At 36.1% G+C, this 20,469-nt stretch carries 14 protein-coding genes; 4 read left to right on the top strand and 10 right to left on the bottom strand.

Features of this window, described 5'->3' with window-relative positions:
• Positions 1–58: 58 nt before the first annotated feature.
• A complete protein-coding gene (locus tag B5440_RS00545) occupies positions 59–1,180 on the top strand; it encodes a TlpA disulfide reductase family protein (RefSeq protein ID WP_070052748.1) in 1,122 nt (373 codons plus the stop codon).
• A gap of 68 nt (positions 1,181–1,248) precedes the next feature.
• On the opposite strand, the gene B5440_RS00540 is transcribed toward B5440_RS00545, so the two are convergent.
• Positions 1,249–1,941: an SIMPL domain-containing protein gene (locus tag B5440_RS00540; RefSeq protein WP_070052552.1), complete on the bottom strand. Its 693-nt coding sequence runs from the start codon at positions 1,939–1,941 to the stop codon at positions 1,249–1,251.
• A gap of 52 nt (positions 1,942–1,993) precedes the next feature.
• Entirely contained in the window at positions 1,994–2,641 is a 648-nt protein-coding gene (locus B5440_RS00535) for a rhomboid family intramembrane serine protease (protein WP_070052553.1), read from the bottom strand.
• A 52-nt stretch (positions 2,642–2,693) separates the two neighbouring features.
• Between B5440_RS00535 and B5440_RS00530 the strand changes: the two genes are divergently transcribed.
• Positions 2,694–3,596: a lysophospholipid acyltransferase family protein gene (locus tag B5440_RS00530; protein ID WP_070052555.1), complete on the top strand. Its 903-nt coding sequence runs from the start codon at positions 2,694–2,696 to the stop codon at positions 3,594–3,596.
• On the opposite strand, the gene glmM is transcribed toward B5440_RS00530, so the two are convergent.
• Positions 3,593–4,978: a phosphoglucosamine mutase gene (glmM, locus tag B5440_RS00525; RefSeq protein ID WP_070052557.1), complete on the bottom strand. Its 1,386-nt coding sequence runs from the start codon at positions 4,976–4,978 to the stop codon at positions 3,593–3,595. The genes B5440_RS00530 and glmM overlap by 4 nt on opposite strands.
• 131 nt (positions 4,979–5,109) lie before the next feature.
• On the opposite strand from glmM, the gene B5440_RS00520 reads away from it, so the two are divergent.
• Complete coding sequence (locus B5440_RS00520) at positions 5,110–5,691, top strand: acyl carrier protein phosphodiesterase (RefSeq protein ID WP_070052558.1); 582 nt, start codon at positions 5,110–5,112, stop codon at positions 5,689–5,691.
• Positions 5,692–5,748: 57 nt separating this feature from the next.
• Here the strand turns inward: B5440_RS00520 and B5440_RS00515 are convergent, their stop codons facing one another.
• From B5440_RS00515 to B5440_RS00485, 7 genes are all read right to left on the bottom strand, one after another.
• On the bottom strand, positions 5,749–7,425 hold the full coding sequence (locus B5440_RS00515) for a hypothetical protein (protein WP_070052559.1): 1,677 nt from the start codon (positions 7,423–7,425) through the stop codon (positions 5,749–5,751).
• Between the two features lie 89 nt (positions 7,426–7,514).
• A complete protein-coding gene (locus tag B5440_RS00510; RefSeq protein WP_070052560.1) occupies positions 7,515–9,068 on the bottom strand; it encodes a hypothetical protein in 1,554 nt (517 codons plus the stop codon).
• A gap of 621 nt (positions 9,069–9,689) precedes the next feature.
• The gene (locus B5440_RS00505; protein WP_070052562.1) at positions 9,690–10,712 is read right to left on the bottom strand and encodes a M12 family metallopeptidase; all 1,023 of its coding nucleotides are present in this window, start codon (positions 10,710–10,712) and stop codon (positions 9,690–9,692) included.
• A 422-nt stretch (positions 10,713–11,134) separates the two neighbouring features.
• Positions 11,135–12,694 carry a thrombospondin type 3 repeat-containing protein gene (locus B5440_RS15415; RefSeq protein WP_070052563.1) on the bottom strand — a complete coding sequence of 520 codons (1,560 nt, stop codon included), beginning with the start codon at positions 12,692–12,694 and terminating at the stop codon, positions 11,135–11,137.
• A gap of 87 nt (positions 12,695–12,781) precedes the next feature.
• Positions 12,782–14,449 (bottom strand): hypothetical protein, encoded by a 1,668-nt coding sequence (locus B5440_RS00495; protein WP_141728101.1) that lies wholly within the window; start codon positions 14,447–14,449, stop codon positions 12,782–12,784.
• Between the two features lie 66 nt (positions 14,450–14,515).
• A complete protein-coding gene (locus B5440_RS00490) occupies positions 14,516–15,868 on the bottom strand; it encodes a hypothetical protein (RefSeq protein WP_070052566.1) in 1,353 nt (450 codons plus the stop codon).
• 229 nt (positions 15,869–16,097) lie between these two features.
• A complete protein-coding gene (locus B5440_RS00485; RefSeq protein WP_070052567.1) occupies positions 16,098–17,117 on the bottom strand; it encodes a response regulator transcription factor in 1,020 nt (339 codons plus the stop codon).
• A 508-nt stretch (positions 17,118–17,625) separates the two neighbouring features.
• On the opposite strand from B5440_RS00485, the gene uvrA reads away from it, so the two are divergent.
• Positions 17,626–20,457 carry an excinuclease ABC subunit UvrA gene (gene uvrA, locus B5440_RS00480; protein ID WP_070052569.1) on the top strand — a complete coding sequence of 944 codons (2,832 nt, stop codon included), beginning with the start codon at positions 17,626–17,628 and terminating at the stop codon, positions 20,455–20,457.
• Positions 20,458–20,469: the final 12 nt, after the last annotated feature.

Below are 20,469 nucleotides of genomic sequence, written 5' to 3'. Positions count from 1 at the left end.
AATTACGGTGGTATTGCAAGGCCAGATGCTTATTTTTGCCTTAAACAAAACAAATTTTATGCGTAAAATAATAATTATGCTTGCTGTTGCAGCAGCGTTTACTTCCTGCCAGGAAGATAAAGGTTATTCTATCTCGGGAGAGGCTCCTAAAATGGAAGACGGCAAAATGGTATATATTTCTGAAATTGACGAAAATACCAACCGTCCAAACCGGGTAGACTCTACTAAAATTAAAGACGGACATTTTGAACTGGATATGGAAGATCCTGAAACTCCTAATTTAAGCTTTCTTGAATTTGAAGGTACCCAGGGAAATGTGATTTTTATTTCTGAAAATGAAGAAATAAACTTTAAAGTTTATAAAGATAGTTTACGTGCTTCTGAAGTAAGCGGTGGAAAGGAAAATCGTTTATTACAGGAATATTTAGGCCACTTGACCAAGGTAAATGAAAAGGTGATGAAAGGCCGTACCGCTATGCGCTCTGCTTTTCAACAAAAAGACAGCACTAAACTTACCAACTTAAAGGAAACCGAAAAAGAAATTATAGATAACGATAAGGTTTTTAAGAAAAAAATAGTTCAGGAAAACCCAGATTCTTTTGTATCTATAATGGTGATAAGCGATATGCTTAGAATGAAATCTTACCCGGTAAACGAGATCAAGGAAATGTATGAAGGGCTTTCTGAAGAAATAAAGAATACTGCTATCGGAAAACAGATCGCTAAAAACCTTGAAAAAGAAAATAAAGTAGCCGTTGGTAGCAAAGCTCCAAACTTTACTGCCCCTACTCCAGATGGTGATAAGCTTGCTTTAAAAGATGCCATGGGAAAAGTTACGGTAATAGATTTTTGGGCAGCCTGGTGTAAACCCTGCCGCGTTGAGAATCCAAACCTCGTTAAAACATACAATAAATACAAAGACGATGGTTTAAGCATAATTGGCGTTTCTTTAGACCGTCCCGGACAAAAAGATCGTTGGATAAAAGCTATTGAAGAAGATGGTTTGCCATGGCACCAGGTCTCTAACCTTCAATTCTGGCAGGATCCTGTGGCACAGCTCTACGGAATTAAAGCTATCCCAGCCGCTTTTGTATTAGATGAAGATGGTACCATTGTAGCCCGTGATCTTAGAGGTGATGCTTTAGATAACAAAATTGGAGAATTGCTTAATAAAGGTTAGATATTCTGATTTTTCCATAAAATAAAAAAGCGCCTTTCTGGCGCTTTTTTATTTAAAACTTATTTCTTTTACTCCATAAGTAATTGGAAAGCAACGTTCACTTTAATATTAACCTCCATTTCCCCGGGAGCAATCGTCTCCTGGTTTGAAGCCTGGTCTGATGAAGCTTTCATCTCCATTGCACGATAAACGGGCTGATAATAACTACTACTGCCCTCACTTATCATAAAAGCTTTTCCAACGCGTTGTCCTAAAGGTTCCGCTAGAGTTTCAGCTTTTTCTTTAGCATTCAAAACTGCCCTTTTTCTCGCTTCTGCTTTATGCTTCTCTATTTCTGAAGATTCAAATTCAATTCCGCTAATTCCGTTAAGACCATTTTCCAATAGGCCTTTCATGATTGATTCATATTTACTAATATCCTCAAGCGTAATAGAAATAGCCTGGCTAGCTACATAGGTATAGGTTTTATCATTATAATTATATCTTTTATTCAAATTGATATAATCGGTATTAATGTTTTTTTCCGCTACACCTTCAGATTTCAGGAATTTAATCACTTTATCTACCACCTCATCGTTTTGAGATTTCACCGAAGTAGCGCTTTGGCCTTCGTGTTCAATCCTGGAATTTATGGTCACCTTATCTGGGGTTACTTTTACAATTCCTTCTCCAGTCACGTGAATACCGGGATTGCTATTATCATTTTGAGCTTGCATTCCAAGCCCCGCAACTAAAGCGAAAAGTAAGATTATCTTTTTCATGGTTTTGTGTTATAATATTGATGCAGTACCAGTAAACAAGAAGAGTACCAAATTATATTTTACCCATTTTTTGTAGCACAAATAAAACTAGAATCGGAAGAGCTAAAAGAATTACCATCAGCAAATGTTCTTCAAAAACCCAGCTAGCAAGCAATAAGGTTAGTAAGTAGCCGCCTACCGCACCACCAAAATGTGCATCGTGACCAATATTTCCTAACTGCCGCTTCATCCCGTAAATAGTGTAAAACAAATAACCTATTCCAAAAATATAAGCCGGCACCGGAATAATAAAAAACAGGCCAAGCATCATATCAGGCCTCAATAAAATTGCAGAATAAAGCACGCCCATTACCGCACCACTTGCTCCTACAGCCGTATAATGCATATCTTTTTTATGAAAATAATAAGATAGCAGATTCCCTAAAACCAAACTGGCCAGGTACACTAAAATGAAGCCTAAAGTCCCCAGGAAAAAGATTACTGAATTCGCAAAAAAATAAAGGGTAAGCATATTAACCAAAAGGTGGGTAGTATTTACATGCAAAAAACCGGAAGTAAGGATTTGATATATGGCCCCACGATTAATATCGGCGATATTAAATTTATATTTCTGAAAAAAAGAATCGTCTTTAAATCCTTTGAATGAAACCAATACATTTACACCAATAATTATAAGGGTAACCAGGTTTAATTCTCCCATAGTAGCTTTAGTTTAGTGCCAAATATACCATATATTTGCTGAAAATTATTTTATGCAGGCTGTAGTTTTTTGGTTGTTTTATCCGTTGCTTTGGCTTATTTCCATACTTCCTTTTTGGCTTTTCTACCGTGTTTCAGATGTGGTTTATTTTATAGTTTATCATCTCGTTGGATACAGAAAAAAAACCGTTACAGATAATTTAAATCTGGTTTTTCCCGAAAAGTCTTCCGAAGAAATTATTAAAATACGGAAGAAGTTTTATGCACATATGTGTGATATGTTCCTGGAAATGGTAAAAAGTATTTCTATTTCTGAAGCAGAACTTAAAAAACGCTTTGTTTATACAAATATTGAAGAAATAAGACGGATAGAAAAACTCGACAAAAGTATTATGCTCATGTGTGGGCATTATGCCAGTTTTGAATGGCTTTTTGCTTTACAACTCCATGAGCTTAAACACAGCGCTTTTGGGATTTACAAAAAAATTAGAAATCCCGGTTTTGATAAACTTATTAATGATATAAGACGACGATTTGGCGCCGAACTTATCCAAAACTCTAAAGCCAATATGCGCATTAGCCGAAATGAAAATGCCGGCCTGCGTGGCGCTTATGCCATGATAGCCGACCAATCTCCTAAAACAGCCAGTTATAAATTCTGGACAGATTTTATGGGAAAAAAAGTTCCTTTTTATACAGGATCTGAAAGGATAGCTAAAGAATTTGATATGGTAGTACTCTACCTGCACGTAGAAAAAGTAAAAAGAGGCTATTATAAAGCCTCTTTAATTAATATTTCTGATAATCCTGCTGAAACTGGAAACAATCAAATTACCTTAGATTATATTCAGCATTTAGAAAAACAGATTCGCGAAAAACCAGAACTTTATCTCTGGACGCACAAGCGTTGGAAACATCTTGGAAAAGAAATTCCCAAAAATGCTGTGGTACGTTAGGCTATAATTTTCTTAATTTCCTTAATCATATTTTCAGCTAGCTCATCTGCCTTTTCCTGACTTTTTGCTTCGGTATAAATTCTAATAATTGGTTCGGTATTTGATTTTCTCAAATGCACCCAGTTTTCAGGGAAATCTATTTTCACCCCGTCTACCGTAGAGATTTGTTCATCTTTATATTTCACCTCCATAGCTTTTAAAATTCCGTCCACATCAATTTCAGGAGTCAACTGAATTTTATTTTTGCTCATATAATAAGCTGTATATTCTTTTCTTAATTCAGAAACGCTAATGTTTTTTTCGGCTAAATGGGTTAAAAACAATCCAACTCCCACCAGACTATCACGTCCGTAATGAGATTCGGGATAAATAATTCCGCCATTGCCCTCTCCACCAATAACCGCATTAGAATCTTTCATTAGCTGTACGACATTAACTTCACCTACCGCACTGGCATTGTATTCCCCGCCGTGCTTTTTAGTGACATCACTAAGCGCTCTTGAAGACGATAAATTACTTACAGTATTTCCCGGAGTTTTAGATAGCACATAATCGGCACAAGCCACGAGGGTATATTCTTCCCCAAACATTTCTCCGTTTTCATCAATAAAAGCAAGCCTATCTACATCTGGATCTACTACGATCCCAAAATCGGCTTTTTCCTTTTTCACTAATTCACAAATATCGGTAAGGTGTTCTTTTAAAGGTTCCGGATTATGCGGAAAATGCCCGTTTGGCTCGCAATAAAGTTCTACTACCTCAACGCCCATTTTCTTCAAAAGATCAGGAATTACAATTCCGCCGCTAGAATTCACTCCATCTACCACAACTTTAAAACCGGCCTTTCTTATCTTTTCGGCATCCAAAAGTTTAAGTTTCAAAACCTCTTCTATGTGAATATCCATATAATTATCTATCCTTGTAATTATACCGAGGTCATCTACTTCCGAAAAATCAAAATTAACCTGCTCTGCATATTCCAGAATTTTCGCTCCTTCTGCCCCATCCAAAAATTCACCTTTACTATTTAATAATTTGAGGGCATTCCATTGCTTTGGGTTATGGCTGGCGGTTAAGATAATTCCACCATCCGCATTTTCTGAAGGCACGGCAATTTCTACCGTTGGTGTGGTTGAAAGGTCTATATCTATAACGTCTATTCCCAAACCGGTGAGGGTATTCATCGTTAAATCCTGGACCATTTTTCCTGAGATCCTGGCGTCACGACCTACAACTACCTTTAATTTTTTATCCTCTGAATTATTTTTTAACCAGGTGCCGTAGGCGGCGGCAAATTTCACCGTATCTATTGGGGTAAGGTTATCACCCGTTTTTCCTCCAATTGTACCCCGTATTCCTGAAATTGATTTTATTAAACTCATAAGTTTATTATATTTTGAATATGTCTGTCTTTAAAATTGAAATTTTAACAAATATACAAGGAGCAGTCAGGTAGCGCCAAAACTTAACAAAAATTAAACAGGAAACTACCGGATTTATGTAACTTTCAAAGATGAATTTCTTAGCACACATATACCTTTCGGGCGATAATGACGAATTAAAAATCGGAAATTTTATCGCAGATTCGATTAAAGGAAATCAGTATTTAGAGTATCCACCGGAAATTCAAAAGGGAATTGTACTGCATCGTGCTATTGATACTTTTACTGATACCCATCCTATTGTAAGCAAAAGTGTAGCACGTTTATTTGACAGGTATGGCCACTACAGCCGTGTTATCGTAGACATTTTATATGATCATTTTCTAGCAGCAAACTGGAAAGATTACAGTGATATTCCTTTAAAGATTTATACTGAAGATTTTTATAAACTTCTTCAAGATAATTTTGAAGTTTTACCAAAACCAGTTCAAAATTTTCTTCCATATATGATCGCTGATAACTGGCTTTTTAATTATCGAAAAATAGATGGCATAGAGAAAATTCTTTTTCAAATGAACCGAAGAATTAAATACCGTGCTAAAATGCATTTAGCCGTTGAAGAATTACGTGAGTTTTATGACGAATTTGAGAATGAATTTAGGATGTTTTTTGAGGAGTTAAGAAGTTATGTGAAATTGGAAATTAAGCCATAAAAAAAGAAGAGCCCAAATTTGGGCTCTTCTTAGATTAAAATAAATTTACATTTAATATTACTGAACAACCGTAATATCTTCTGTTCCATCAATAATTCCTGGGTCGTTTGAGATAACTACATTATCTATTGCAAAATCGTTTCCATTTGCAGCAGTCTCAGCGTTTTCAAAACGAACCTCAAATTCACCGTTCCCATTTGCTTTTAGTCTTAATCCAACTTTTAACCATTGCTGGTTTCCATTGTCATAAGGCGCCGTAATAGTTACTCCTGGAAGAACAGAACCATTAACTCTAACTTGTAAATCTACGTTATTGGCAGCTCCGCCATTATCTTCATCGAGAACATTTACTAGATTGAAGGTTACAAAGTAATCGGCTCCAGGACAAACTTCGGATTCGGAAATCACAAAATAAGGAGCTGTATTTGCTATATCATCCTCTCCATTAATAATTAGCATATTACCTGTGTCTGGTAAAGTTCCAATCCAATTACTGTGGACATCACTAGGAGATGCAAAGAAACCGTAAGTACCTTCATCTTGCATTGTACCATTGCCAGGAGTGTTAGAGGGCGAATTAGTAGTAACATTATCATAATTACCATCTATACCGGTTATACTAATGAAATCTTTCTCGTCATCTCCGTCAAAATCATTAGAATAATGCTCTCCTTCATTTGTTGGTTCTGAAAATAAACATGGGTCTGAATCATCCTGGTTTGAACAAGCTCCTTCTCTGAAGTGATAGTAATTACTTGCGCTATCATAACCGGCAGGTATATCTTCCCCTGTTAATTCTAGGCTTTCAACATCATGTTGGCTAAATGCTCCCATTCTTATTAGTGACCAAGTTTCAGTTTCTGGGTTGTAAAGAGAAAGCTCTCCATAATAAACATCTTCCTCTCCTTCACCGTAATCAGGTAATGCAATACATAATGGATCTGCATAAAAATCTCCATTATCGTAAGTACCAGTTTCATTTTCATCACTATACAATAGGTCGCCCTTCGGATCAGCTTCATCATCGTTTAATGCCCAAACGTCAAATCTAAATTCTGCAGGATAATGTCTACCATCTTCATCACAATAATTACCGAACAAGCATAAGTAAACGATGTCTACTTCTTCGAAATCAAAGAATAAATAACCATAGGAGTACACGAAATGCTCATCATAACAAAGTACCTCTACATCAACATACTTTTTCACTCCTTCTCTTAAATCAATGTCAATTGGTAAGGCGTCATCTACAAAATTTTGGTATTCGGCTGGACCATAATCGTCATCTTCACGTGGAGCGATATAAACAATATTCTCACCTGACAACACAGCAAAATATTCAAGACTATATTCACCTTCTGGTAACTCAATATCGTCTGTTTCTTCGGTCATCCAACCGCCATCACCATTTGGAATAACAGGAATTTCAAAGAATTGATCTCCAGAAACCCACTCATCATTTTCATCCAAAATTGCTACCCTTATAGCCGTGGGAGCATCATCAGAACAAGCTGGAATAGCATTTTCGCCCTGGTTTACTGGATTTGCTTCTGATTGTTTATAAATAGGAGCTCTGCCCTCATTAAAATCTTTCAAGATCGAATTAAAAGATAGAGCTACCATCTCTTCTCCAGCCGGTCCATCGGGACTGTCTGGGTTGTCTTCCTTACTACAGGAAGTCATTATCATCGCTAATAAAGCGACATAAGCCAAATAAATTTTAAAGATTTTCATAATAAAAAATTTAGATTAATTAATAAAAAGGTTTGATTAATAGGCCTGTAAAAGAACCACCCAATGACAGGCCTATGGGTTTAATATTTTTAGTTAGGGATAGGACATTCTCCTCCTCCGCTAGTTTTTATATATGTTATTTCAAAATTTCCGTTTTGAGGATCATTCTCATTATTATTATTTCCAGATTGACCATTTCTATTTCCGCTATTTGAATTATTGCCCTGGTTACCATTATTAGAACTTGATTGGCTACTTAATTTCCCGAGATATAGGATTTGAGAACAACTTACGTGGAGATATTCATTGGTTTCTTCTTCAATAATGAATTCCAAATTGTTACCTATTACATCCCCGTGACCTTGGTGTTCCCATTCCGCAGGAATATTAATAATCTCTCCAGGTTGGATAGATTCATTTTCTAATAAAATGACATCATTACCGGTTATATTATTCTTAATTGTTAAAGTGATTACCTCTTCTCCTATATATCTTAATCGAAGTTCATTTACTTTTCCATCATCCTCATCTTCACATACGTTACAATCTACTGGTTCTTCTGGATCCTGCGGTTCTTCTTCACAATCCTCTTCATTTTCAGTTATATCTTCCAGTAAATTGGAATTGTCTGTTTTTCCACAACAAGCTTCCCTAAAATGATAGTAGTAATGTTCCTGTTCTTCCTGGTAAATATTTGCAAGATCTTCAGCATTAAAACTCCCTTCTCTAATAAGTGTTTCAGTCTCGTCTTCTATTAGCCATATTTTCGCATAATAATCTTCTATTTCAGGAAGTGGGAAACAAAGTGCATCAGCATAATAATGAGATCCGTTATCATCATTAAAGGCTTTTCTTTCATTTTGAGCTACTACTAAAAGGTCACCTTCATCTGAACCGGACCATACTTTCATTTTGAATTGGGCCGGCATATGTTTTTGATCTTCTTCACACACATTACCGTAAGTGCATAGGTAAACTAAATTGGTTGCATTAAAATCGAAGAATAAATAACCAAAAGCGAAAGCATAATGCTCTTCATAACACAGGACTTCTACAGGCTGGTAATATTTCACCCCTGGTCTAATTTTCACCTCAATGGGTAAAGGTTTATTTACAAAATTATGATATTGTATACTTTGACTATAATCTAATTCGTTTTCAGGAATTCGGGGTGCCATATAAATAATGTCTTCCTGTTCATTTCCCGAAGCAGTAGTAACCGCAAAATATTCTATTCTATACTCTCCTTCCGCAAGTTCAAGATCAGCAGATTCCTGGGTGAACCAGGCGTCCAAATTTCCATCGTTATCCAAATCGGTACCATTGGGATTTACTTCTATTTCTATCTTCTCCTGGTGAGAATTTTTATACCAAATCCAATCGCCATTTTGGTCTTTTACCTTAATAGCAACTCTAACAAACAGTGGGTTTTCATCTGAACATTGTGGAATATCATAAGCATCAGAGTTACCTTGTTTAACTAGTTGGTTTCGATTAGCCAGGTCGCTTAGTACACTTCCAAAAGAGAGTTTCCCAACCGCATGGGATTCCTCTAATTCCTTACCTACTTCTTCCTTGGTACAGGACACAACACAAAATAATATTAGAATTATTCCCAGGCTAAAACGTATAATTTTTTTCATGACCTAAATAGTTTAGTTATCTAACCTGAAATAAATCAGGTGCATTATAGTATAAATAGTAGGGGTAAAATGGTTGGGGGCGAAGATTTCTGGCTGGTAGGAAATGCCTTTCAATCTTAATACTAATTTATAATGAGGTTACTCTGTTGTGTATGGGGGAAAACCCGTAAGATTCACAAATTCAAAGTAAAATTTTTATTAGTCCTTTTCTTACAAATACAAAACCTTAGCCCCTCATACTTAAGCATTCCCTAGTTTCCAGGTAGTAGAAACACCCAAAAATTGGATAAAATGCAAACAAATTCGATTAATCAAAATCTCAGTAAAAATGAAAAAACGCTAGTTGAAGAATTTTTCGCTTAATTCCTGGCCCATATTTCTTCTAAATATTCAAACCGTAAAGTCCCTTTGGAAAGTTGCATTTTAAATCACTAAAGATTATTTTAATCTTTAAAAAATAACATACATCAAATTATTTCGGATTTTGATGAAACAAATTTGGGGAAATCAACCTCAAATTGTGTAGAAGGTATTTCTACAGTTTTGCTGCCAAAAAGTCTTATAATATAAAAAACCCGGACAAGATTGTCCGGGTTCTTAATTTTATTAGAAACTGAGTCATTAAACCCAATACCAACGGTCATTTTTCAATTCAACTCTTTTGAATCCGTATTTAGTCCAGAAATACCAAAGATCGTTCGCTCTAAGCACAGTTACTCCACTAATAGTATAGTATTCACCATTTGTATAAGATGGAGCACCTCCATCTCCCGGATACATTGCGTCAATACCTCTAATATCTCCAGAAGAAAGTTCAGATCTTTGAACCTGGTAAATACTACCATTATTTCTGGTAATTGTAGGCTCACCATTCTTAGAGAAAGAATAGGCACTATACATCATTATTGAACCAAAATCCAAGCTACTGGTAAATTCATCACCATCAAAGCCACTGGTTTCGTAAGTATGGAAGTTATGTTCAGTACCACTTCGAACATTTTCGAAATTAACATTAATATAATTATCACGATCTACTCTACTTTGCTCATGCCAAAGTCCAACCGCGTGGCCAATCTCGTGAATAGTATTACCTGTGGTACAAGCACTTGCCAATGTTACATTTTGACGACCTCCAATCATTCCAACATAAGAAGAACAGCCAGAGCCAGGGGTGAAATAAATATAATTGGACTGACCAGATCTTTGAACAAATTTAAGGGATGTATTAGACTCCCAATGATCTATGGCATCGTAAACACGGTTCTTATCTGATAGATTATTATCTATAGCATAATAAACAGTATTATCAGGCCACATTCCACTTGTTCTCCCAGTACTTTTCTGAGGAGTTTCATCCTTATCTAGTATTAGACTTTGCGGAGATTTACTGGTTTGATTTGCAGGGATCATAATATCTCCCTGATAAACATAATTACCGTTATGTGACTCTACAGGCATCTTTTGACCCCCATAATAAATCTCTGAGACAGGGCCTTGTTCATCGGGGTATGCTACTTCGGTAAGTTGCTCGGTAATTTCTTCAGGTTTTAATTGCGTTTCTGATTCTTCATTTTCTGCAATGGGATCTTTACTACAAGCCAAAATCGCTAGAACAGGTAGTAACAAGAATTTGCTTTTTTTCATAAGTAGGGTTCTCTTTTTAAAATTAAATTATTTGAAATTTTCATTTTGATTTACAAAGGTCATTCCAAAAAAAACACCCTCAGAAGGCGTTTAATAATTTAATAGTCAGATTCCTACAAATATTTACAAGCATATTGATTGAATACAATTTTCAATTAATTTGATACTTAAAAAATACTTTTTAATTCATTGTAGAAAGCTTCTATTTTACTGCCGTTTCGAAGTTTTTAAGATGAAAATCATTTAAATAAATCCAAAAATTATTGGCTAAACATATAAACTTATTTTTGAGTTCCTAAGATTTTTAAAAAGAAAAGCTGTGCGGAAAGTCCGCACAGCCTCTTTTTACATCTCTCAAGAAAGAGGGAAGTAAAAACTACTCAGCTTCTTAGTCACCCCCCGGTAAAAATTAGCTGAGATTATTATTCTCCTGACACATCGCAGATATTTGCTCTTACACTTATAGAAAGTGGCAAATCATCTTCTGTTATGCCAGGTATTGTAACCGAACCTCCTTCATCTGGAACAGTTACAGTTTCACAAGTAGCACTTTGAAGTACTATAACTTCTATGTCTGAAATTTCGAATGGAATTATAGGCGTAACACCTACAAATAATTCACCATCTACAATTTGCACTGTCCAATCTCCATAAGAAACATTGGTAATACTAGGACCGGCACTATCAAGATTAATGTTTAATGCATCTGTAGATTCGCATCCGTCAGCAGCTTCAGGCAAACAAGGTTCTACCACTGTTTCACCACATTCTGGATCTGGATTTCTAACACAACCTTCATTTTCATCAACATTTAGAATTCCGTCTCCATCAATATCTGTATCACAAACATCTCCAATTCCATCTTCGTCTAAATCACCCTGACCTGCATTAGCCGTTTCAGGACAATTATCCTGACCATTCGGAATAGTGTCACCATCACAGTCATCAGCTGGGTTTTGAGGATCACATTCACCATTTCCATTTCCTGGATCGTCTCCATTACAATTGAAGAAAATATGCTCATAATCAACAGTTCCATCATCGTTTAAGTGACCTGAAATATCATCCCAGGAAAGATCTACTTCCATTGGAGGTACACCTACTGGATCAGGATAATTTCCTTCCCAATTAAGTAAAGTTGCGGTTAAACGTATGTAGGGCTCATCACTTGCTTCATCATACTGTGGAGCAGGAATAGCAAAGCAAAATGGATCAGCGAAGTAATCTTCTGTATCTTCATCATAACCAGTAACGGGAAGATCTGCAGTTTCATGAAGTATCATATCCTCATCTCCTCCAATATAAGTTACAGCCAGACTATAATTTGCGGTAAAGTGACGGCCTGCATCATTGCAATAATTGGCAAAAACACATAGCTCATAAAGTACCTCTGGAATTAGATCAAAGAATTGATAGCCGTATAAATTAACATCACGATCATCAAAACATAAGACTTCTATATCAACATATTTTTTAGAACCGGCCCGAATAGTAAAATCAAAAGGAAGCCCCTGACTAACGAAGCTGCCATAATCACTTGCTGTGGTTGGAGTGGCCCAGATTAAAGTTGAAGCTTCATCCTCTGGATCCCCATCGTAAACCAAAAACGAGGTTAAGGATACCATAGCTGTATTAGTTTCACTATTTGCAACTGGTATTTTTAAACCTTCATCATAATCGGTATAATAAGTTCCATCTTCTTCCAGTATGGGAACATTTATCTCTATAGTTCCTTCTAGTTCAGTACCCATGTTATGAGTAAGTTCAACATGAGCATAAGCCGGTGATTCTGAAGAACACTCAGGAAGGCTTTGCTTTACAGCAGCTCTGTTCACAAAACTATTTAAGCTTGCACCTAAACTAAGTTCTGCAAAATTTTCAGATGCTGGATCGTCTGTTAGATTGTTTTCCTCCTTGGTACAGGAAGAAAATACGAGTGAGAATACAGCAATAACTGCCATATATTTTTTTAATAATTTCATAATTAAAGTTTTTTGGATTAAATATTTAGAATGGTTATTTAAAAACTACCAGGAGTAAATAAATCCTGGTAGTTTAATTTTATTTAATTAATAACAAGCTACAGCGTGAACTATAATATAGAAGTCATCACTATAGTCTCTATCCCAGGTATAAGTCAAAGTACTTGGGCTAACCTCATCATTCAGGTTATATTGACCAGGTGCAAAAACGCTATTTCCTGATGGTGCATCTTCACTTAAATTAACATGAAGTTCATTTAAGCTTACTCCAGGTTCAAGTGTAATTACCAATGTGATGTCATCGTCATCTACCGAGATTACTGCAGTACCTACATGTTCCCCTTTAGAGGTATCATTTTGGCCTGCTCCAGCCCATATATCAAATGATTCACTGTCTCCATCTATACCGGTTTGATAGCGTTCAGCCCAGCCCCAACGATTTGCATTTGCTAGGGTGTTAAGCTCTGTATCACCTTCCATATAAGCGGTTTCACAGTAATCACCTCCTTGTTCAGGACATCCGTTATTTGATTCTGGACCAGCTTGATAAGGACATCCATCATCACAATCATTAATTCCATCACCATCTGCATCTCCAGTACAGTCTTGAACAGGACAACCACCATCTAGAGGATCACCGAAATCTTCAGGACATGCATCACATCCGTCCGGAACACCATCGCCATCCATGTCATCTTCGTCATCATAACCAGGACACACATCATCTTCATTAGGAACACAATCACCATCGGTATCTTCTTCGGTTATTGGGCAATCCTGTGTTGGGTCGTCACCACAATTAAAGAAAATATGCTCGAAGTCTATAGTGTCATCATCTCCGAAATATGCCTGAACATCGTTCCAGCTTAATTCAATAATCTCGGAATACTCACCTGCAGGATCTCCATAATTATCATCCCAGGCAGTTAAAGTAACGGTAACACGTAAATAAATATCAGTATCAGCCTCACCATACATTGGCGCAGGAATGGCTAAACACAGTGGATCTGCATACCAGTCTCCTGAATCGTCCTCTTCCGTATTTCCTGTTAAAGGAGATTCACCATCATATAGGTTAGTAACTTCATCACCCATTAAATAGTCAATACTTAAATTATAATTTCCTGTATAATGTCTTCCGTTATCGGTACAATAGTTTACAAATACACAGAATTCGTAAAGTTCTTTAGGAATAAGGTCAAAGAATTGATAACCGTAAAGGTTTACATCTCTATCATCAAAACAAAGTACTTCAACTGGCACATATTTTTTAGAGCCTGCACGAAGATCAAATACAATAGGTAATGGATCATTAACGAAATTTTCGTAATCACTACCTTCTTTAGGAGCTACCCATATTGGCATTACTTCCGCACCTGGTTCTTCTGCATATACCATAAAATCTGTTAAACTAACCTCCGTTGTGGTTTCCCCATCTGGAACTGGGATAGCCAGCTCTTCATCATAATCTGTAAACAAACCTGAATCATCTGCCAGGATAGGAACTACTACATCTACGCTACCCAATTCGTGAGTTAACATTATTTGGGCAAAGGTGGGTACTTCATCAGAACATGCAGGAATATCCCCCTCCATTTGTCTATTTAATAAATCATTTAAAATTGGTCCTATTTCAATTACCGCCAGATTATCACCAAATTCTTCTTTTCCTACCGGTTCATCTTGAGTACAAGAGGTAAAGAAAAAGAAAATGATAGCCAAAGAAGGCATTAAAATTTTTGATAGTGATTTCATCAAGTATATTTTTAAAAAATTAAAACTTAAAAAAGGTGTCCCAGGATGGGACACCTTTAGGGTGTTTTAATATTCTTCAAACTCACCACAAGCAAGTGGTGTCATATCTGCCTCATGCAAAACTGCAGTTCTTAGATCTAAATTAGCAGCTGCTACCTGAGCAGGAGTTAAAGTAAAAGTCCTGGTATAGAATAAGTTTCCAGCTGCGTCTGCTTCTGGCCATACATCTCCTGTGTAATCAAGGTCCCAAATTGGCGAACCATAATCTGCACAGGTTGCATTTTCATGAATGTGTTGTGGCACATCTCCTGGAGTAAGTTCAGTAGCTGCAGTAGTAGCAGTTAATTGATTACCTTGTAATTTCAGATATGCAAATCCTACAGCATTTGAATCACCTAAATTCTTTAAACAAGCCTTATAACGTTTAGCTTCTGTTCTTGGGTCATCAAATGGTGGAGGGTTATCATTTCCACATCCATAGTTAAAGTGGTAGTAATCCATAGTTGAATCATCGTCCTCACTATAGAACATTTTGATTTCATCATCTGTAATTGCACCTGCAAGAATAACTTCTCCGGCATCATCTGAACTATACTCGTCGGTATTATTCAGAGTAATCTGGAAATAGTAAGTATCAGTTTCGGCTGTATCAGGTAACCAGAAACATAATGGATCTGAATAATAATCGCCAGTAGTTTCATCTTCTTCTACAGTATTAGATTCAGTGTAAATTGGATCTCCAACTGCTTCTGAGCCCATCCATACATTTACTGTATAACCGGCTACATAGTGTCTTCCATCTTCTGAAGGACAGAAGTTTCCGAATAAACAAAATTTAATCAGCGGGATTGGTACAAGATCAAAGAATTGATATCCGTATAAGTTTACATCTCTATCATCAAAACATAATACTTCTACATCTACGTATTTCTTTGAGCCAGCTCTAAGATCAAAATTAATTGGAAGAGGATCGTTTACAAAGTTTTCATAATCACTTCCTTCTTTTGGTGCTACCCAAATTGGCAAGGTTGTGTCCCCTGGTTCTTCGGAATACACCCAGAAATCGGTTAGACTAACAGCAGTGGTGGTTTCTCCCGCAGGAATAGGAATTGCTAAATCCTCATCATAATCGGTAAAATAAGTAGTACCATCAAAGTTGATAGGAACTACTACATCTTCTTCTCCGAGCTCATGCGTAAGTACTACTCTTGCATACATTGGTGCGTCATCAGAACATTCAGGTATACTTTGTTTCGATACATCCTGATTTCTGATAAAATCATTTAGAACCGCTCCCAATGAAATAGTAGCCATCTCATCACCTACTTTGGGCTCACCAGCATTTTCATCTTTGCTACAGGAAGCAAAAAGCATCGCTACTATCGCAACACCCATAAAGTAATTTTTAAAAATTTTCATAACTCTAAAGTTTTTTAGTTAATAATATTTAAGAATGGTTAATAATATATATACACGGTTCTATTTCTAGAATAATTGCATTCAAGAACAAGATTAAAGTAAGATTGGGGGCATAAAAAGTAGAGAAGTGGGGTGACTACTTTTCGATAAAATTTCTAGTATAAATGTAGGTCAATTCTTTCCTATAAAGCTATGGGGGTTTTCTCCTATTTTCAACCTAAAGTAGAAGTTACTGCACTTTTTGATAATCTATGAGATCATGACTTATTGCATAAATGATACTTTCTAATATAGTATCAGAGTTTGTGCGCTTTATAATATTTGAACGATGTTTTTCTATTGTTTTTGGGGAAATAAATAAAGCTTCAGAGATGTCTTTAGTTTTATAGCCTTTTATTAGAAGTTCAATAATCTCTTTCTCCCTATTCGTAAATTTAAATTCTGTTAGTTGGCTATTCTGCTTGAAGCAATTTTCTACCTCTTCAGAGGAAGTACCAATGCCATCATTAATTTCTTCATTTTTTTCAACAAAATCTATAAACATGACAAATTGGTGTCCAAAATTCTTATTCAACTTAGAAAAATTGATACGCGCATTTCTTAGCTTATCATTTCTTAATAATAAGGTAGTTTTTGTCGCAGCTTTAATATGTTTACCTCTTGCAAAATTTCGTAAACTATCTTTTACTTTTTGCACGTTTTCGCATTTAACAAAATCAGTGAGTTTTAAACCCTTACTATTTCTTACTCTAAAACTTTGTTTAAAAGCATCATTCATTGCCACGATTTCATTTTGATCAAGTAATAAAACTGGTTTTGAAATAAGATTAAACATTCCCATAAAAGCGTCTTTCCAAAAATTAGAAAGGGAACGATTGCTATAAACCATTTTTATGATTTTTCCGCAAAGAGCTTCTATCGTTGGTGAATAAATAAACTCGTCTACCACTTTTCGGAACCTGCTTTCCGCTTCAGCCCTAAAACGTTCTTCAGCGTAAACCACGAGCCAGGCTTTTGTAAGAAAATGATTAGATTTAAAATTGGCGATATTCTTAAAGTTTCTACCCGATCTAAAAGAAGAATAATCTAAAAGAATTACATCAGGTAACAAATTAAGGGCTATGTTAAAGCCAGTGTGTAAAGAATTAGCCTGTGTTAGCTCAAAGTGCATACTTACCCCCTCCTGTACGCAGTCTACCATACTTTGCTTATTCGTGATAAGCAATAATTGCTTTTTATCCGTAATCATACTACATCAATTTTGCGGCTATTATGCCAGTTAGTTAATACGTGGAGCAAGTCCACAAGACATTCAATAGATACATTCAAAACATACAGATGTAAACATCTGAATATTTTAAATCTCGCTTGGGGTGCAAAAAAATAAAAGGGGCAAAATTGATAGGGCTTTAAAATTACCTAACATAGCAGGTTTTAAGTTTCCGGGGGGTGGAAAATATAAATTAAGAAGATTTGGTCTATCAAATATAGGGGAATATCCTTAATTCCTGCAAAAAAATAAAGTAATATTATACTGACAACCAGTAGAATAATTAAAGGATAAAAGGAATAACAAACTCGATAAAGCTGAAGTGATTTTTAAAACCTTACAAAATTATATTAATTGCAATCCTATCTATCTCAAAGGATGACCCTAACTCCTATTTTCAATTTTAAACCATAATTAACATTAGCAGAAACTTGCTTTCTTTTTAGTTAGCAACACTTTAAGTACCTTTGCCCCCTTGATAAAAAATATGGCTAAAACCGAAGAATTTATAGAAGTATTAGGGGCTCGCGTCCATAATCTTAAAAATATAGATGTTAATATTCCCAGAGAGAAACTGGTTGTGATTACCGGTCTATCAGGATCTGGAAAGTCTTCCCTGGCTTTTGATACTATTTATGCTGAAGGCCAACGGCGTTATATTGAAACATTCTCTGCTTATGCCCGGCAATTTTTGGGTGGTCTGGAGCGTCCCGATGTAGATAAAATTGAAGGCCTCTCCCCTGTTATTGCTATAGAACAAAAAACCACCAGTAAAAATCCTAGAAGTACGGTCGGCACTATTACCGAAATTTACGATTTCCTACGTCTTCTTTTTGCTCGTGCCGGTGATGCTTATAGTTATGAGACCGGTGAGAAAATGGTTAGCTATACCGACAGCCAGATAAAAGATCTTATTTTAAAAGATTTTAAAGGAAAAAAAGTGAGCGTGCTCGCTCCAGTTATTAAATCCAGAAAAGGGCATTATCGTGAATTATTTGAGCAAATAGCCAAGCAGGGTTTTTTGAAAGCTCGTGTAGACGGCGAAGTTCGTGACCTTGTAAAAGGTATGAAATTAGATCGTTACAAAACCCACGATATTGAAATTGTAATTGATAGGTTAAAAATTGACGATAAAACCGATGCACAAAAGCGCCTGGATGAGAGCATAAAAACCGCGATGTACCATGGTAGTGATACTCTTATGATCTTAGACCAGGAAACCGAAAAGGTGCGTTATTTTAGTCGGAACTTGATGTGTCCTACTACCGGAATTTCCTATCCAAACCCAGAACCTAACACATTTTCATTTAATTCCCCGAAAGGAGCCTGCCCCAGCTGTAACGGTATTGGCACATTATACCAGGTGAATATTGATAAAATTATTCCCGATTATTCTAAATCGATCAAAAATGGAGCTTTGGCTCCACACGGCCCCAAAAAGAAAAATTGGGTGTTTTCTCAACTGGAATTAATTGCAGAAAGGTGGGATTTTAAATTAACAGATCCCGTTTCTAAAATTCCCGAAGCTGCAATGAAGTTTATTCTGCACGGCGGAAAAGAAACCTTTACTAAAGAGTCTAAAAGCCTAGGTGTAAATCGGGAGTTCAAGATCAATTTTGAAGGCGTGGCTACTTTTATTGAAACCACTTTTAATAATAATGATTCTACTTCACTAAGGCGTTGGGCCAAAGAATATATGGACAAGGTTGATTGCCCGGTTTGTGAAGGAAAAAGACTCAGAAAGGAATCGCTCTATTTTAAAATTTACGACAAAAATATAGCCGAACTTTCATTAATGGATATTGAAGATTTGGCTAAATGGTTTGTTGGTTTAGAGAAAAAACTAAGCGAGAAACAAAATCAGATTGCAGCTGAAGTTATTAAAGAAATAAGAACAAGAATTGGTTTTCTTGTAGATGTTGGGCTAACCTATTTGTCTCTTAACCGTGGTTCTAAATCGCTTTCTGGTGGTGAAGCACAAAGAATTCGCCTGGCGACTCAAATTGGTTCACAACTGGTAGGCGTTCTTTATATTTTAGATGAACCAAGTATTGGTTTACATCAGCGGGACAACGAAAAATTAATCAATTCGCTAATTTCTCTGCGAGACATTGGTAATTCTGTTATTGTGGTTGAACACGATAAAGACATGATAGAACGCGCCGATTATGTGATAGATATTGGCCCGAGAGCAGGAAAACACGGTGGAGAAATTATTAGCGAGGGGCCACCTTCAGAATTAAAAAAACACGATACCCTTACCGCATCTTATTTAAACGGAAAGAAAGAAATTGAAATTCCGAAGGAAAGAAGAAAAGGAAACGGAAAAAATATTGAGCTTAAAGGAGCTACGGGAAATAACCTCAAAAATGTTTCTATTAAAATTCCTTTAGGAAAAATGATCGCAGTTACCGGCGTTTCGGGAAGTGGGAAGTCTACCTTAATTAATGAAACCCTCTACCCTATTATGAATGCGCATTATTTTAATGGGGTAAAAGAACCAAAACCTTATAAAACAATCAAGGGACTGGATAATGCCGATAAGGTGATAGATATTAATCAGACGCCAATTGGTAGAACTCCAAGATCAAATCCGGCTACTTATACCGGCGTATTTTCAGAAATTAGGAGCTTGTTTGCAAAAACACCTGAAGCACTTATCAGAGGGTATAAACCCGGAAGATTTAGTTTCAATGTTAAAGGTGGAAGATGTGAAACCTGCAGAGGTGGCGGACTTAGAGTTATAGAGATGAATTTCCTTCCCGATGTGTATGTAGAATGTGAGACCTGCCAGGGAAAACGTTTCAATAGAGAAACTTTAGAAATTCGGTATAAAGGAAAATCTATAGCCGATGTTTTGGAAATGACGATTAATGAAGCGACCACCTTTTTTGAGCCAATTCCGAAGATCTATAGAAAATTAAAAACTATTAAAGATGTTGGTTTAGGCTATGTTACTTTAGGCCAACAAAGTACAACGCTTTCTGGTGGAGAAGCACAACGTATTAAACTGGCTACAGAGCTTTCAAAGCGCGATACCGGAAATACTTTTTATATATTAGACGAACCAACTACCGGTTTACACTTTGAAGACATTCGGGTTTTAATGGATGTTTTAAATGAATTAACCAATAAAGGAAATACCGTCCTTATTATAGAACATAATATGGATGTTATAAAAATGGCCGATTACATATTCGATATTGGTCCCGAAGGTGGAAAAAATGGCGGAAAAGTTATCGCTAAAGGCACACCCGAAGAAGTGGCAAAATCGAAGAAAAGTTATACAGCTGAATTCCTTAAAAAAGAATTACACTAACAATACTAATAA

This window comes from Salegentibacter salarius, from assembly GCF_900168265.1.
GTDB lineage: Bacteria > Bacteroidota > Bacteroidia > Flavobacteriales > Flavobacteriaceae > Salegentibacter > Salegentibacter salarius.
The sequence above is the reverse complement of the archived record's forward strand: the minus strand, read 5'-3'. Positions and strand labels throughout refer to the sequence as shown.